Raw genomic sequence first — 16,278 nt, 5'->3', positions numbered from 1 at the left:
TCGGGAGAGAACGTGGACAACCTCAGTCAAATTAATGCCGATGGCTCGATTGAGGTAGGCAATGATCCTGCTGGCATTTCATATGATGATCAGGTCGCCATTATACGGTCAGCTTTCGCGGGGTCCGGCTGGAATATAAAATCATATGAAGAGGTGCGCGGCAAAAAACTGCACCACATCGTGATTGAAAAAAGTGGTGAGACCATAGAATCGCTATTATATGTTTTTAGTCCGATTAAAGTAGGTCGTAAAAATCCCGCCGAAAAAAGTATTCAGCTAGGAGATCATCAATATATTGATGATTTTTCCCGTTCGCCTAGTGGCAGCCCCAGGTGCGCGTTGTTGGGCATCTATCAGCGCGATGACCTAACTCTATTTTGTGCATGGGATGCTTCAACTCGAACCAACGTCGTTAAAAATCCTCGAGTGTGGGTATCCAGCACGCTAATGGCGGATGGGGCTAGGACCGGCTTCGCCGCCGATCGGACAAAAAACGGTTATATTCGCTGCGCGTTCGTGCCCGAAATGTTGGCTTCGTTTCTTCACAACATGCCCTTCATTTTTAAGTGGGGTACTGAAACCGAAGAAGAACCAAGCGACCTTGAGGCGGAGATTTCGGCGGACAATGAGTTCACGGCACCTATCAATGCCATCCAGGACGATCTGCCGCACAACCGCATCTTCTACGGCGCGCCCGGAACCGGGAAAAGCCACAACTTGAAGTCCGGCCTGGAACGGTATTTTCCGGACAAGGAGCTGTTCGAGCGGACCACCTTCTTCCCGGAATATACCAGCGGCATGTTCATGGGGGCGTATCGGCCAACTCCGATCTATCGAGCTGCCGAAGGTCAGTTCTTCCAGGCTGATCAGAAGCAGCCAGCACCCAGCTTGGAGCCCATCATCGATTATCGGCATATGCCGGGCCCGTTTCTCCGGCTCCTAGCAAAGGCGCTCAGCCACCCGGAACATAACTTCTGTCTGGTGATCGAAGAACTCAATCGTGCAAATGCGAGTGCGGTGTTCGCCGACGCATTCCAGATGTTGGACAGAGATGATGATGGGACTGGAAAATATGAGGTAACCCTCCCTCAGGAGGCACAGGATTATCTGGCGACACATGGTCACCTGGGCCCCGTGTGGATCCCATCCAACATGTATATCTGGGCCACTATGAACAGCGCAGACCAAGGGGTGTTCCCGATGGATTCCGCGTTCAAACGCCGGTGGTCGATGGAATATCTTGGTATCGATGACGGCGAAGAGGTGGTGAAGGACTGGGAAATGAGCCTTCCGTTCATCACTACTGGCCCGATCAAATGGAATAAGTTCCGGAAAGCCATCAATATCCATCTGGCAAGGCAGGGTATCGCCGAGGACCGTTTGATCGGCCCGTTCTTCATGACGAGGAAAGACTTGGCTAAACCCAAGGCTTTCGAGGATAAGATAATTCAGTATCTTCGCGACGACGTCATGCGGACTGCGCCAGGTAAGCTGTTCGCCGGAGAGGCAAAGTCATTCGGTGCGTTGGTTAGCGCCTACCGGCGCGGCGAGAATATTTTTGTCCAGGACATCAAGTTCGGTGACGACTGATAAGCAGGTTGAATGGCTCCGCGAGGGGGATATCTGGCCGGATACTGAGGACGACGAATTGCGAACGCGTCTGCTCGAAAACGGGGCGATTGGTCCTGGCCAAAGCGGACTTCGGGTTCGGTTCGTCGGCGCGATCGTGTTCAGGGGGCGGACCATGGCCGCGCTCCCCAAGGTTCACGCGTCGAGATCTCCCGAGGACGTTCATCGACATGCGCTTCGTGCCATGCGGCGCTATCGCCAATGGGCACCAACACACCACGAACCGTCACCATATCTGAACGAAAGCCCTGATAAAGGCCCGGTGAGCACATTGGCCGCTGCGGACTGGCTGATCCGGGACTTCGCAGCGCATGGGCTCCTCCGACGGACGGAAATCTCCCACGAAGTCAACGGTGGCGGTCAGATAAATTGGCGTCGCACAATCGAATCCACCGATGTCGTCATGTCTCGTGGGCGTCCGGTATATCTGGATACGATTACCCGACGCTCGGAGTCCGACAACAGCAATTTCGCAACTCGTCTTCATTGCTACCTACTAGAACGTCTATCGAGAGAGTATGCGCCGCTACTCGATCTAGAGCCGATAGTCCTTGATCATGAAGCCGTGGAACGCCTTGAGGCATTGCCCTCCATCGAGGAATGTAAAGCGCGCCTTGCCATCGAACAGCGCGTGACATACTCCCAGAGAGGCATGGACCTGCTAGCCATGATGCTGGCGACTATCGAATCTCTCGAGATTGAAACGGAACTTGGCTTAAGTCTTTTCGGCACATCCTCGTTCTACCACATCTGGGAAGTCGCGTGCGGTCGCGTCTTCGGAAATGAAGTCGAAATTTGGAAGCCTTTCATCCCCAAACCTCGATGGATTTCGGCGGGCGGGCAAAGGACGGAAAGCGACACATTTATCCCCGATCTGGTCGCCGAACTAAATGATCACGAACTACTGATCGGGGATGCAAAGTACTATAGGCCGGCGATGCCGCCAGCGCTCCGCGATGTGCCCGGCGTGAATGATGTTGCGAAGCAGATCTGGTATAAGGACTGCTTGAAGAGCGAAGCCCAGCGACGCAGTTATTCAATAATCCAGAACGTATTCCTCTTCCCGCGCGACGTTGAGCAGATGTCGCTTTTGGGGCACGTCGAACTTCCTGCGGGGGGGGAACGGATTGACGCGGTGGCCGTACCCTTCCTCGACGCGCTGGCGATCTATTCCGGCGACAAGCCGCACATCCCGCAAAAATGGCGTGAACGCCTCTCCATCGTCCTGCGAATGCTGCCCTAGCATCAGGCTAGACGGAAAAGAGGATAGGCGTGATCCCAGAACGTTTACAGAACGCTCCGGACCGGGCATGATTCCAGTATGGAACGAAAAATGACGAATGAATTGCAGAAACTGGTAACTTGGACGGACGCGCTAGACGATGTGCTCGAGAACCTCGAGGGCGCTGAGATTGCGCTTTCGAATGAAGGAGCTGGCCGCAAATCGAGCGGATCCTACTACACGCCGGCTGACGTCGCTGATCACTTTTGGCGTCTTTTCTGGCGCCACCATCAGGTGACTGATAAAGCGTCTGCGGTGGCATTTGTCGACCGCACGACCTTCGTTGAGCCATCAATCGGTGCAGGCATGTTTTTCTTTAGCCTGTTGCGCAGCCTTTCGAACTTCGGGATCGGACCCACCGAAGCCCGTCACCTTAAGTTCGATGGGGTGGACCTAAACCGCGCCGCACTTGATTTTGTTGCTGCACAGATCGCCGACCTCGAGCGAATATTCGAGATCGGATTCAAGACCGTGAACCTTGAGCAGGCTGACTTCCTCAAGTGGGTTCAGGCGCGAACATTCGTGGACGCCGCTTTCGTCGGAAATCCGCCTTTCGTCACTAATGAGCGCGGCAGTCGATGGAAGAACCTCTATGCCGACTTTTTAGATAATATGCTTTTGCACGGCGATGGTGCACGTGTCGGGCTGATCCTCCCAGTGTCCGTGTGCTTCAGCCGGGATTTCGTCGATCTCCGTCGCATAATTCGTGACTCTGCTTTGCCGTTGAGCGCGTCCAGCTATGACAATATGCCGGACTACCTCTTTAAGGCCGGAAAGCCTGAAAGCGGAAATACCAACAAGGCCAATAGTCAGCGCTGCACGATCCTCAATCTCGGCGGTCCGAGGGACGGTATCGTCGAGTCCAGCGCACTTCTGCGGTGGTCGTCGACGGAGCGTGCCACATTCATGGCGTCCACGCCCCAATTTTATGACTGTCGTGGATTTGATCTTGAGCGACAAATTCCCCGTCCGGTGGATCAGAGTCTCGCGTGCTACCTAGAGGAAGCGTCTAGTGGCAAGACTGTGCGGGAGTTCATGTCGAGGATCGGGCGAGGAGCGTTCGCAGTTGGCGCAGTCGCTCGAAACTTCATTGGCATTCGAGAGTACGAGGGGAAAGCGCCCGGCGTGATCCCCGTCAAGACCAATGATGAGGACACATCACTTATCCTACTGCAGGTGCTTGCTTCAGATATCTTCTATAAGTATTGGCGTAGCTTTGGCGATGGGTTCCACGTCACTAACGACCTCATCGACCGATTCCCGATTTCGAAAAAACTGACTTTCGCATGCGAAAAAAACCTAAACTCGGCGGCCCAAACATGGGCTAGTCGCGAAGAATTTGCGAAAATTAAACTAAATTCCGGAAAAAAGGTGAAATCCTACGATTTTTCGTCTGTTTTTGCGCGTTCACCCACTGCCTGAGCGTGAGTATCTTGCGATCATGCATAAATTCTGAGTTTGGATCTGTAGTTCACGCCGATAGAGGACCCGGAACATGTCCAAAGCACGTTCAAATGTCTGTTCCTAATCGGATTCGCATTCCTCGCTCCAAGTTGCCGTCGCTTGGTCTATCCGACGCGCGAACCGGTATCCTATAATTGGTGGCGGCTAGAGCTTCTATTTGATCCAGGCCTTCAACCTGTCCAATGTTTTTGAGATGTTCAACCCGGTGCAGGTTCAGGTGGAAGACTTGCCCCGCTCGTGGCAAAAGGAGAGCGTCGTCGTAAAGCTTGTGGTGTTCAATGCACAGCGCCAACCCATTTGACACATCATCGGAAGATTCGACATGCTGATGAGGTACGATGTGGGCTGCCTGCACAAGGCCGAGCTGACGGTTGCATACGCAGCACCTATGTCCGTACGCGGTCAAAACCGCTTCTCGGAATTTTGGGTTTCGAGCGTACGCCGTACGCGTGACCGTGACACGTCGGCGCTGGCCATGCAGCACCACTTCGGTCACCTCAGTTCCCGTGAAGACATCTGAGAACACGGCACTTTGACTTCCGGCGATAATTTGTAGAAGTTCTTCTTCAGTACTCACTTGGTGAAGCAGCAGGTAGTTTTCTATGTAGAAGCCAAGGGCTTCGGAAGGCAGCGTGAGTTCGACTGAGGGCCGCCCCAAGTTTCTCGCGTTTACAGTATGAACAGCACCTCCAACTTGCGCCACACGTGCCTTATGAGAAAACGGAATATATATTGATCCTGTCCCGTTTAAACTCAAACTAGCTATGCGTTCGGGCTCCCATGCTGAAAATGTTTTTCCATCAGGGAAGAAGCCTATAAAAAGAATAGAATAGCCCTGACCGACACGCTCGACCTGCTTGCGTTTAATAGAGCTTTGCAATTGAATCCGCCACTCATCGTGATTGATTCGCCCTTCGCCGGAATCGTGAATCTCCGATGCATGCATTGAATACATTCTGCCGTTAAGGCGGAACGCATATGGATTTACATCACTTAAAATCAAGAGATTTTCCGTATAACCCCTCAACATATCAAAAATGAAAAACGGTATAGATATATTATTCGCACTCATCGGCACGCTTCCTGAATAATACTGCGGACTTTGATGGTGCTCTTTCGTCGGCAGTCAGCTGAGCCACCACCGCCTCATTACATCCCTGATCACTTCCGATGGCACCCCTGCGCAGAGAATAAACGAAAAATTCACCGGTATAAAGTATGATTCCAACGGAAAAATCAGTCACTGGAATTTCAGGAAATGGGCGAAACGGCATCGCAAACAGAAAACATGTTCGGCGATAAATTGTATCAACAAAGAGCCCGTCAGGCTTTGCCCATTCTTGTGCGCCAAGCGAGCACGCGAAAACCTATATTCTATGAAGCGCTCGCGAACGAAATGGGAATGCCAAATCCGAGAAATCTTAACTGGGTTCTCGGTAGTGTTGGCGCCACCCTCGACGAGATGTCCCGCAAAAAGAAATGGGGGCAAATTCCTCACATTCAGTCGCTCGTTATTAATCAGAACCGTCGGCTCCCTGGAAGCGGATTTGAAGGCTTTCTGGCGGACCGAGTGCGCGAATATCAAAGCTTGTCGCTCGCTGAGCGGCGCGCGTTTCTAGAAGGATACTGGCATAACATTTATGCCTTTCCCTATTGGACGGAAGTGCTCAAGGCCTGCAATCTAAAACCGGCCACCATGGACGCTTCCCAGATCATTGAAAGAGCGAAGGCCGGGCGCGGTGGGGGCGGAGGAGAAGGCGAGGAGCACCGCAAATTGAAAGAGCATGTCAGGCTAAATCCACAGGTGGTAGACCTACCAAAAGGGACGCCGGTGGGTGCGTCCGAGGCCCCACTTCTATCGGGTGACAGGATCGATGTTCTGTTCAAAAGCCGTCAACGACATTTGGCAGTGGAAGTGAAGTCGAACATCTCGAACGACGTGGACATGACCCGAGGCCTGTTTCAGTGTGTCAAGTATCGCTCGGTGATGGAAGCGGAACGCGGGTTCACAGGTGGGCAGTACGAGGTTGATGCCGTCTTGGTCGTCGGCAAGGATTTTCCGCCTGCCCTTCAAGCGCTCCGAAACAGCCTTGGGGTCGAAGTGATTGAGATCACAAAATACGAGTAAAGCGAAGGCCGCTTTGCGCCGGGTGTGTAGGCCATATCATGTCCGGCGCTAGTTTTTCCGGCATGCGCCAACTTAACTTGTAACGATGTGGTGCTAAGCTAGTGCTGCACCTTAATGCGGGACAGTATTTCTATGCTCGCCGCATTGGTAGAAACCCATCAAGATCTTGAACATCGACATTGGTTCGAACGGCGGGCGCTCGATCTTCCAAATACTGCGGAGCAAGGCTACCACCAACGGTCTATGCAAAATCTCGATATTCACAACAGCCGCCAATCGTTCCAATGGATCTCCCGCCACGCTCAGCGCCCCTGACAGAAAAATCGAAAAACCCGGCTGCCCTATCACCACGCCTCCGCCACATCGCCGGCTAGGTAGATCGGATATATACCTCAAAAGCTTGAGTATTCGAGGCATATAGCTTTCCCGCACCGGAGTTGGCCTAAATCGAGGCCAAGAAGGTCTCGTCGAGGCTCACTTCTTCAGTGCGGACTTCGCGAACAACCACCCCGAGGCGGCGCTCAAGTAGCAACTGACAGAGAAGTTCTCCATCGACCAAATCGATTGCGGGGGCGCCGTCTCTCGTCGCTTCACGGCGGGCATCTGATGTAAAATTGCCAGTCGTGATGATGAGACCCTTATCTGCGCGGCCTTGCATCGCCCCCCTAAAATCGCGCACCGTCGGTGAGGAAACCGCACCTGCGTAGCGCTTGCATTGGAAAAGGACCTGGAAAGAAATCAGGTTCATGCGGAGTACTCCGACTCCATCTATACCACCATCGCCCGATTTGCCGGTCACCTCGACCTTTACGAATCCGCTCTCGCGCAAGAGTCGCTGGCAAAGCCGTTCGAATGAAGATGGCTCCATCTTTTTGAGGGCGGTGAGCAATTGTTCGCGCCATTCGACTGGCTGTTCGGGTCCCCCAACATCATCGGAAAGAAGTTCTTCCGGCGAGGCCTCTTCAAGAGTAGCAGCCTCAGCCACCGCCTTCCGGCGCGCGTTATACACCCGCATAGCGCTGGAGACACGCTCACGAACAGCCTCTTCGCCGTAGGAAAGGGCATTCCGTCCTTGTTCGGTGAGGACCCAGACTCCGCGCCGTTCATTTGCTACAAGGTTTGCTTGCTTGAGATAGCTCCGGGACCACGCGATCTTATTAGGAATTATGGGCGCCCCGCTTTTTTCGTGCACGATGGCTAAATCTGCGTCTTTAAAAGCAAACTCCTCCACAAGCCTCTGTTCCATCTCTTCAATCGAGGCAGAACCGCCCAACGAGTCCAACAGGCGGAGTATCGGGACGTAAAAGTCGTCTTTCCGGAGGCGCAGGACTCTCATGCGGATATCGTTTCCTAAACTGCCCACCCCATCGGTCGGCTCACCAACATGCTTGCTTTACCGGCGGCCGCGGCCCTGCAAAGAACTTATTATAAAGAATTGTCAAAATCGTTGTGACAGGCTGTGGGCTGGAGCTGAACGCCGGAAAGCGGTTTCGCATATCAGAGCGTGACTCCGAGAGCTCTCAAGGAATACCAGCTGTTTATGCGTCACGCCGCGCTGCGAAAGATTGGATTGATCAATAACATGGACGGGTATTGTCCGAGCGGTGTATAGCCGAAAGGGGTTGCGCTATTCCAGTGATATGACAGACCGAGGGTGGGAACTTACGGCACCATTCATCCCACCGGCTAAACGCGGAGGTTGCCGCCGTACGACGGAGATGCGCGAAGTCCTGAACGCTCTGCCTTATATTGCGGCAAGCGGTTTGCTCAGGCAATGCCGCCGCCCCGCAGAAGATTCGGAAACCACCATCGCATCGTCCACCGCTTGGCCCACTATAGCCTTCCATTCGCACGCTCACCCGCAGGACCGCCAAATATTCCTGCGCTTGAAAACTTCCGCGTCAGGCTCTCAAGGTATTCGGAATCGTTCGAGGGCACTTAAAGGAACTCAGGTAGCCGATCGATGAAAATCGAGATCAGCAATATGCCTTTTTGATTTATCTGAAACTGTCGGACTGAGTTGGGGTAGATGACGCTAGTGCGTCGATCGGGGGGCTCATCTGCTATGGGCAAAGCCGCCCCCATACCGGCCTTATTCGGTTCAATTAAGCGGCCATCCAAACCTGGTTCAAAATTTGAGCCGCGAGAGCGGATTTATCCTGAGGCAGAAATCGACCGTAGTGCTTCGCGACCATCTCGGGCGTATCCTGGATCGCGTAGCTGGCGCGTTCATACGAGCCGGTTTGCTTCAAAATATGCGTCGCCAGGACGTCTCGGATGTTGTGAGGACCGTGCGGCAGCAGCCCTTTGATCACGCCATTGCCCGTGTAGGGATTGAAGACACCATATCGCTGGATGACAAGGCGCCACGCCTCGTAAAAAGTGTTTTGATCGTATGCCGCATCACGGCTCGTGGCCTTGGCCGTTTTGACGAAGAACGTGAATGGGTCTGAGGCTCCGTTGAGAAGCACAGGGCGGTGGCGATCGACATACTCCCTGATTTTCCCATAGAGGCCATCTAAGTCGGGCAGAATGAGGCGAAATGGCCGCCCCTCAAAGAAGGACGACCCGGCGTTTTTGAATGCGACGGCAGGGATGAAAACCTCCCATCCCCGGTCTCGTTCGCTCCACCGGATCTCGCCGCGTTTGAGGCCTTCCAACTGGCGTTCGGTTCGCGGTACCTGATGACGACTGCAAAGGAGAAGTTGCCGGAGGTTTTTCTGGCGCAGGCCGAGGTGCAGTCCGAGCCGGATCAGGAGGAACGATCGCGCGGCCTCGGCCGCCGCTCGCGGATGCCGATCTGGATCTGGTGAGAGGCGCAAAATCTCCTGCGCAATCTTGCGGTATTCACCAACCGGGCTGTCGGCTTCGAGTATCGGCAGGATTGGTTCGAAGGGGTCCCTGTGAACGCGTGCCACACGCTCAATTTCCTTGGCACGGGCAGCGGCATGGCCGTGTAGACGGTCGCATGCTCCCGCCCAATCTATCCGAGCGCTGTCGACCTCAGATTGGTCTACTATTCCTTCGATCGGTACGAGCCTTTCGGCGAGCCCCGGCATCTGCCGAAGCCAGCCGGTTTCCTGCTTTACGAGCGACATGCCAAGGCGAAGCATATCGACTTCCCAGCGTGTAAAAAAGCCACGACGCCGTTCACGCCACTGGACGTACCAGTCCCAGATACGGGGAAACACCAGCAGCGCTAAGGTCAGATTAGATAGCGGAACGCCGAGGCCCGCCACCGCCCCGCCTGGCGCTGATGCCATCGACCCGAACATGAGGCCGATGTGTTCCGCCTTTTGAGCAACCGTTTCCTCGTTCCATTTGCCGCTCCTGCGAAAGCCGATATCGGTGAGGGTGGCGGTCTTGAAGCGGACAAGATTTGCCATCTCCATGGCAAGCTGCGGTGGTGCATCGATGACGGCAGACACAAAGTCGGTGTCTTCCGTCTCGGCGCGGCTTTCAGACTTCAATTCGGCTCGGGAGTTGCGCGGCGCACTGCGGCCAGTCAGCGCAGGAAATCGCAGGCCGTAACGAAGCTTAATGGCTTCAGCCTGAAATCGTCGATACTCGGTCGAACCCGTGATGATCACGGTGCGGACCCATTGCAAAATCTCAGCCCTCTCAGCCGCCGAACGCCTGTTGAAATCGTCAGGGAGGTGCCAAGCCAAACGCCGCTGCTCTGCGCGGTGGATGCCGGGCAAATCATGGCCCGCGCAGGCTCTTCCAGGATGCGGCAACTTGGCTTTAAAATATCCGGTCGGCAGCGAGTACCGCGCCTCGATACGAGCGAGTATCTCCATGCTACCCGCGTTGCGAGGAACCCGCCGGCCTGCCGCCCAGGCTTTGATCGTAGCGGGATGGAAATCTTCACCCGGACGGATGATCGAGCGGTGTAAAGCGAGGAAGGATTCCGCATGCCGGCTCATGTGCAGACGGAGGGCCTCTGCGAAGGTCGCGGGCTCGATCCAATCCGTAGCGGAGGGAACAGGACTTTGGATGACGGGACGGGGCTTTGGGCCTGGCTTTTTGACTGCGGTATTGGAGTATTCACCGGGGTTTTTATTCGTCGTTAGCATCTGGGAATTGGTGTCCGTGGAAATGATGATGGCGTCGTGGTGGACGGTCCGCGAAAGGCGGGCAGGCGCTATCACCTAGACGGCGGACGGAAGCATCCGAATTTGTGCTGGGAGCCCTTTGCACGGGACCGTTAAAAGCGGGACCAAGGGACCATCTCGCCCCTCGCCTATCCGCGTGACCGCGCCAACCGCGATCGCTAGCGCGGCCTCGTCGCCTATCGTGGATGGTAACCAAGCGGAGACATGGGAGCATTCCCCAGCGACCCGAACGTGGTCCAAACACGCCATGTGCTCTTACGCAGTTCGGACCCTGCATATGGCTATTTGCTCACGAATGGCGGACAGAGGGGGAACAAAGGGTTCCTTTTGTGCGCCATCACGGCTATAGCGAGCCCCGCCGGAACCCGGAAACCCGCGCGAAACCGGCGTTTTCTGACAACGACAGCGATATGGAGATGCATTCGTGATTGAAGCACACCGAACGCATGCGGCTGGATGTCAATCAGACATCTTGCCGAGACGTTCTTTGCAGATCGCCTTCACTTCGGTTTCCAGCAGTTCGATGCGCTCCACAAGCCACTCCAATTCAACGTCCCGAATGACGTAGTGGGGCGAGTAGCGACCCTTGACATAGGCCTGATAGAGCAGTTCCCAGCACCGGTTTGCGAACTTGGTATTGCGAGGCCAAATGGGGATCAGGTCGCGAGCGATATCCTCTCCTCGACCCCGCAGGAATTTGAGGTTGTGCGACTTGGGGCTGTACAGTTTCAGCACAAGAAGCACGGTGTGGTAAAAGTTCTCGGTCGCCTGATGAAGCAGGAACGCCGCCTGGTTTCCGGCGCCATCGGAAATGAGAAATTTAGCGGCCCGAAGGAAGGCGCTCGCGCTTTCGAACCACTGTTTGAAATGGTTCTCCGCCTCTACGTGCGCGAGGCCAGTATCAAGGAGCCTCGGCAACTCGAATTGCTGCGCTTCTAGTTCATACAGCACTATACCCTCGCGCACGACGTCGACGAAGAAAGGCCGTCCGCGCGAAAGCTGAAAGTTGGCGTCCGCCATCGAATGGACCGTCAGTCCTACCGGAGCGGAGATCACATGGGCTATATCGTAGGCCCGGTTCAGATGATCCTTGGCCTTGCCCCAGTATTCGGCTTCGTCGGCAAGGCGTTCGTCATTCACCACCACAAGAATATCGTAGTCCGAATAGTATCGACCTACAGGGTCCGCAACCCAGTCGCCGCGCGCGTACGAGCCGTAGAGGATGATCTTCATGATCCGCCCCTGCTTCTTCCAGCCCTGCATTGCGAGAGCCAAAACGTCCTCGAATTCGGAGAAGATAATCTTCACCACGCGCTTCAGGTCGGTGCGCTTGTCTTCAGGAAGATGGTCGAGATCGGTCTTCATAGTCGCCTGATACTAGTCAACTTTGGATCAAGAACAACCGCAGCGTTGCTGCACGGGAAGAAATCCCTGCGCCGTTTCCAGCGCGGAGATCGGCGCGGACGGCGCGGTCAGTCGGCAGGGTTCCATGACCGTACTCCTCCATTGCACGAGGGCCTGATCATCGAATTGTCCATAACCCTCTGCCCAAGGATTTGACATTCAATCTCCGCGGGTTTTGATAAGACCGTGAGGATCAGAGGGAGCGGATGATTGGCTAACGGCGTCTGGATAGTTCGCGTGAAGCGCAACAAAGTATCTGTCGGCATCTTTGCCTGTTCCTCGGATGACCTCATCCACCTCGTGGACGAAGTCTGCGATCCTAACGCCTGCGAATTCAAATCCATGCCTCCCGGCGGATTCGTGTTCGGAGGCACAGTAGTGCTTCACGAAATAGACGAGGAACAAGCAGAATACGCCCCCGTCCACATCGGCGACGGCTATCTGACGGAAAGTTGGGCCGAGCATGCCTACGACGACGACGGCACTTGGTGGCCCTTCATAATTGCGGAAAACGACTAGCCAGTTGCGACATGACGCCCGCGGAGTGCTGTCCCCACCCCAGCCCAGCCTTAGCCATACGGGCTCATCCATAGTCTGATCCACTCATTAGTCCGCCGGTACCTCCTGCCTCTCGACCTGTAAGGCGCCCAGGGGAACTGGGGGCGGGATATTGGGCAAGTGGGAAGCGCTGCGCATGCAGTGCGAAACTATCAATGCATTTGCACGGACCATCTATGCTACCGAGATCGAGCTTGGCGTTCGCGCCTACCTCACCGAACTCATCGAGAGGGCAAGGATCTCAACGCCACCGCATGTGCGCGGAAAAATGCGCTTTCTCCCGCTTGTACCGACGAGGCAGCTGCGACATCCAGTTCATGCTTGCCCGGCTAGGCTTTGCTGGTAGCTGTTAACGCAGATCGCCCGCTCAGATCTTGCGCTTACCGTCTTTTCGGCACCATCGAAAGGCCAATTAGAAGTCTAAGCGACAGGCGATTGAAACGTAGACCTATGCGGACCTACCGATCGATCGCGCTGGCCCGTCTCTCGTAAGGGAAAGAACGTGAACTGATTGGAATCGGGAATGGCCGGATAAGTCGACAAGCCGTTCCATGATAGACTCGACGAGCTCCACTGCGGCCTTGTCCGGCTTGCGCACGTCGCAAATGGTTATGACGATGCAGATCCCGACATCGCTGCTGATCATGACGATGCCTCCGCCACCGACGATGTGCGCCGCCGCCATAGACGCCGCGGACGTTCACTGCCAGCATGACGTCCAGTTCATCGGGCGCCACCGCCTCGAGCGTGTTCATGCGAAACAAGCCGCCTTTGACGAGAACGATCTTTTCGAGACGATCGACGAAGCAAGCAACGGCTGCAGTGATCGCGGCCGTGTCTTCGCTATCGGCGCGAATTGCCAGTGCCTCGCCGCCTTGCGCGGCGATCGTCTCGGCCAGCGCCCCGGCCTGTTCTTCGCTATTGACGTAAGTAAAGCCAACGGAATAACCGTCCTGCGCCAGTCGTTTGACGGCTCCAGCGCCGATGCCGCGTGATCCCGCCGAAGACGAGCGCAGTCCTGATCGCGGGTTCGATATTCATGGCAAGTCCTTCTTGAGAATGATGGTAAGGAAAATCAGGGGATCAGCAGCAGCTTGCCGGTGGTCGCGCGGCTTTCCATGTCGCGGTGCGCCTGGGCCGCATCGGCCATCGGGTAGACGCCGCCGAACCGCACCTTGAGATCGCCTTTCAGGACCCAATCGAACAGGCGCGCGGCGTGCTCCCGAAACCGTTCGGGGCTATGGATATGATCGGAGAAGACTGCGTAGCCGAGCTTGATGCTGCGGGGCAGGGCAAGGAGATCGATCGGGCCAGGGCCGCCCAGAACGGGGCCGTACCAGCAGAAGGTCCCGCTCCGCCGGAGAGAATCGATCGATCCCTGAAATGTCGTCGGCCCGGAGCCGTCATAAACCACATGCACGCCTTCGCCGCCGGTCAGCGCCAGCACTTGCGAGGCAAAATCCCCCTTGGCATCGACGATGACATGGTCTGCGCCCGCTTCCCTGGCGGCGGCCACTTTGTCCGCGCTCGACACGCGGCCGATAACGGTTCCTCCCCGCAGTTTCACGATCTGGGTCAGCAGCAACCCCAGTCCGCCCGCCGCCGCATGAACAAGGGCGATCTCGCCTGCCTGCACAGAGTGGAAATCCGTGGCGAAATGGCTGGCCGTAAGCCCCTGCATCATGATCGCGGCTGCGGTTCTGTCATCCAGCCCATCGGGGATGGCCACGAGCGCTTCCGCCGGCAGCATGATCTTCCCGGCATAGCTGCCCGGGGCGTAGACCCAGGCGACGCGCTGGCCGACAGCCATAGCAACACCCGCGCCCACCGCGACGATGCGGCCTGCACCTTCCACACCCAGGATCTTGGGATTGGGCATTTCCGCCCAAGCCATGCCCTGGCGAACGCCGATGTCCATGAAATTGACCCCGGCAGCGGTAATCTCGACGAGAACCTCGCCCGCTCCGGGTGTGGCAGGCGGATCGGGAACGTCAGCAAGATCAAGCACGTCCGCCCCGCCCACTCCGGTCATCACAATGGCTTTCATTTTCCGTATCCTTTTGTTGAATGATCGTTCCATAATTAGGCAAATAAAAAGACGCCCGGCGCCTATCGCAAAGCGCGTAGGGCCAGATCGCCAAGAGCACGCAAGTCCTCGTCTCCCGCACCGGCCCGCGCGGCAATCCGCAAACCGGAAAAGCTCATCACGATGAACGAAGCGATCGTATCGGCAGACACATCCTGGGCAACATCCCCCTCGGCCTGCGCGCGCGCTATAGTATCGGTCAGGATTGCCCGCATGGCAGCGTCGGCAGCGTCGCGGATGGCGACCAGTTCCGGCCGGCTACGGCCGAATTCGCAGATCGAGCCGACGCCGAGACAGGCATCCCGGGCATTGTCGACCACCCGGTCGACCATCGTCTGGATACCGTCGATGGCGCGCGGCTTGCTTTGCAGCATGGCGATATGCTCGCCGGTTTCATCGGCAGCATAGCGGCGCAGCGCCATCTGGTAGAGCTGCCATTTATCGCCAAAGGTGTTGTAAAGACTCTGCCGCCCAATGCCCATGGCATCGACCAGCATCCCGGCCGACGTGCCCTCGAAGCCATGTTCGCGAAATACCGCCATGGCTGCGTTCAGCGCTTTGTCCTGATCGAATTCCCTTGGTCTTGCCATGAAGTGCCAGATAGGCGTTATGGAACGATCAGTCAAGTATTGATGAATGGATGCCCGGTTTGCGACAGTCCTCGCCTTTCAGGAAGCCAAGGCAGCCTGTCCACGCTTGGAGCAAAAAATCGGATCCTGAATAAGCTGCCGACTTGACAGGACCATGGGAAAGATACCGCGAGCCGACCTCGCTTCTATCCATCACCCCCCTGCAAAATGCCGCTCGAGGCGCGCGGCTTCGCCGGGCGTGATCGGCATTACCGCGCCGTGCTTCGGACCGGCGAAGTTGGTGGCCTTCATCGGCGAGCCGGCGTCGTTGAACCGGCCGAGGTTGCGGAAATGCTTGAAGTCGCTCGTTTCGGAGAAGCCCATGTTGTTCGGCCTGGCTCCAAACACGTCGTACATCAGCACATAGGTGTTCGTTCCGGCCCGGCGCCAGAGATTGGGTGCCTCGGTTCCCACGGTCTCGGGATCGACGGGTTTGGGATCGAAACGATAGCCGCCGTCGATCCTGTCGGAGACGGCCTGGCGAAGATGGCCGGGCTTCTCGTGAGCGACATAGAACAGGCGATACTTTTTTCCGACGCGGCTGATGTCTCCATCGATTGAGCCGACATTGGCCTTCGGGTACGTGAACAGCGGACGCGGTGGCTGGGTAAGCGTCGTGAACGCGTCGTCGGCATAGGAATAGACCATGTGCTCCGTCCCGGCTCCGTCGCGCGTGGTGTAATAGACCATCATCTTGCGGGCCTTGGGATCGTAGAGCGTCTCTGGCGCCCAGGCCGCGCCGAGGCGAGAAGTGATTGAGCAACCTCACGTATGGAAATTGAATCGGGTTGGGATCACGCATCCCGGCATTCCCATTTGATGTAGGCCTTGTTGTCGCAGGCCCATGTTTCGTCGATTTCGACGAGAACAGCGGAGACGAGGCGCAGAAGCGCCTCGTCGTTGGGGAAGACCCTGACCTTGACGGTACGGCGCTTGAGTTCCTGCTGGACGGCGCGCTCGATCGGGTTGGAGGTGCGCAGGCG

The 16,278-nt window shown here is 56.2% G+C and carries 14 protein-coding genes and 2 pseudogenes; 7 read left to right on the top strand and 9 right to left on the bottom strand.

Features of this window, described 5'->3' with window-relative positions; translation table 11 throughout:
• Nucleotides 1–12 precede the first annotated feature (12 nt).
• The 3 genes from EDF58_RS23695 (at nt 13) to EDF58_RS23685 (ending at nt 4,333) form a co-directional block, all read left to right on the top strand.
• The gene (locus tag EDF58_RS23695) at nt 13–1,590 is read left to right on the top strand and encodes an AAA family ATPase (RefSeq protein WP_165921557.1); all 1,578 of its coding nucleotides are present in this window, start codon (nt 13–15) and stop codon (nt 1,588–1,590) included.
• Entirely contained in the window at nt 1,580–2,872 is a 1,293-nt protein-coding gene (locus EDF58_RS23690; RefSeq protein ID WP_132270017.1) for an LlaJI family restriction endonuclease, read from the top strand. The genes EDF58_RS23695 and EDF58_RS23690 overlap by 11 nt, the downstream gene beginning before the upstream one ends.
• Before the next feature lie 90 nt (nt 2,873–2,962).
• Complete coding sequence (locus tag EDF58_RS23685) at nt 2,963–4,333, top strand: hypothetical protein (protein WP_132270015.1); 1,371 nt, start codon at nt 2,963–2,965, stop codon at nt 4,331–4,333.
• Nucleotides 4,334–4,421: 88 nt separating this feature from the next.
• Here the strand turns inward: EDF58_RS23685 and EDF58_RS23680 are convergent, their stop codons facing one another.
• Nucleotides 4,422–5,447, bottom strand: coding sequence for an HNH endonuclease (locus tag EDF58_RS23680; RefSeq protein WP_132270013.1), 1,026 nt, complete (start codon nt 5,445–5,447; stop codon nt 4,422–4,424).
• A gap of 186 nt (nt 5,448–5,633) precedes the next feature.
• Here EDF58_RS23680 and EDF58_RS23675 point away from each other — a divergent pair, with 186 nt between their 5' ends.
• Nucleotides 5,634–6,503 carry a hypothetical protein gene (locus EDF58_RS23675; RefSeq protein WP_207913140.1) on the top strand — a complete coding sequence of 290 codons (870 nt, stop codon included), beginning with the start codon at nt 5,634–5,636 and terminating at the stop codon, nt 6,501–6,503.
• A 156-nt stretch (nt 6,504–6,659) separates the two neighbouring features.
• Here the strand turns inward: EDF58_RS23675 and EDF58_RS26555 are convergent.
• A pseudogene (locus EDF58_RS26555) lies at nt 6,660–6,854 on the bottom strand (IS5/IS1182 family transposase); the annotation flags it as partial.
• 91 nt (nt 6,855–6,945) lie between these two features.
• Complete coding sequence (locus tag EDF58_RS23670; RefSeq protein WP_132270011.1) at nt 6,946–7,839, bottom strand: restriction endonuclease; 894 nt, start codon at nt 7,837–7,839, stop codon at nt 6,946–6,948.
• Between the two features lie 241 nt (nt 7,840–8,080).
• Here EDF58_RS23670 and EDF58_RS26195 point away from each other — a divergent pair.
• Nucleotides 8,081–8,266: pseudogene (locus tag EDF58_RS26195) on the top strand (IS5/IS1182 family transposase); the annotation flags it as partial.
• A gap of 342 nt (nt 8,267–8,608) precedes the next feature.
• Here the strand turns inward: EDF58_RS26195 and EDF58_RS23660 are convergent.
• Both EDF58_RS23660 and EDF58_RS23655 read right to left on the bottom strand, forming a co-directional pair.
• Nucleotides 8,609–10,429 carry a hypothetical protein gene (locus EDF58_RS23660; RefSeq protein WP_243654473.1) on the bottom strand — a complete coding sequence of 607 codons (1,821 nt, stop codon included), beginning with the start codon at nt 10,427–10,429 and terminating at the stop codon, nt 8,609–8,611.
• A gap of 648 nt (nt 10,430–11,077) precedes the next feature.
• Complete coding sequence (locus EDF58_RS23655) at nt 11,078–11,983, bottom strand: HEPN domain-containing protein (protein WP_132270010.1); 906 nt, start codon at nt 11,981–11,983, stop codon at nt 11,078–11,080.
• Nucleotides 11,984–12,259: 276 nt separating this feature from the next.
• Here EDF58_RS23655 and EDF58_RS23650 point away from each other — a divergent pair, with 276 nt between their 5' ends.
• Nucleotides 12,260–12,541: a hypothetical protein gene (locus EDF58_RS23650; RefSeq protein WP_165921556.1), complete on the top strand. Its 282-nt coding sequence runs from the start codon at nt 12,260–12,262 to the stop codon at nt 12,539–12,541.
• A gap of 650 nt (nt 12,542–13,191) precedes the next feature.
• Nucleotides 13,192–13,575, top strand: coding sequence for a hypothetical protein (locus tag EDF58_RS26550; RefSeq protein WP_243654472.1), 384 nt, complete (start codon nt 13,192–13,194; stop codon nt 13,573–13,575).
• A gap of 80 nt (nt 13,576–13,655) precedes the next feature.
• On the opposite strand, the gene EDF58_RS23640 is transcribed toward EDF58_RS26550, so the two are convergent.
• From EDF58_RS23640 to EDF58_RS23625, 4 genes are all read right to left on the bottom strand, one after another.
• Nucleotides 13,656–14,627, bottom strand: coding sequence for a quinone oxidoreductase (locus tag EDF58_RS23640; protein ID WP_132270006.1), 972 nt, complete (start codon nt 14,625–14,627; stop codon nt 13,656–13,658).
• Nucleotides 14,628–14,689: 62 nt separating this feature from the next.
• Nucleotides 14,690–15,208: a TetR/AcrR family transcriptional regulator gene (locus EDF58_RS23635; protein WP_347812910.1), complete on the bottom strand. Its 519-nt coding sequence runs from the start codon at nt 15,206–15,208 to the stop codon at nt 14,690–14,692.
• A gap of 240 nt (nt 15,209–15,448) precedes the next feature.
• Nucleotides 15,449–15,988 (bottom strand): hypothetical protein, encoded by a 540-nt coding sequence (locus tag EDF58_RS23630; RefSeq protein ID WP_243654471.1) that lies wholly within the window; start codon nt 15,986–15,988, stop codon nt 15,449–15,451.
• A 101-nt stretch (nt 15,989–16,089) separates the two neighbouring features.
• The coding region (locus EDF58_RS23625) for a transposase (protein WP_207913139.1) at nt 16,090–16,278 on the bottom strand (189 nt) is incomplete at its 5' end.

This window comes from Novosphingobium sp. PhB57 (assembly GCF_004342985.1).
Lineage (GTDB): Bacteria > Pseudomonadota > Alphaproteobacteria > Sphingomonadales > Sphingomonadaceae > Novosphingobium.
Note: the sequence above shows the minus strand (reverse complement) of the source record. Positions and strands in the feature narration are given on the sequence as shown.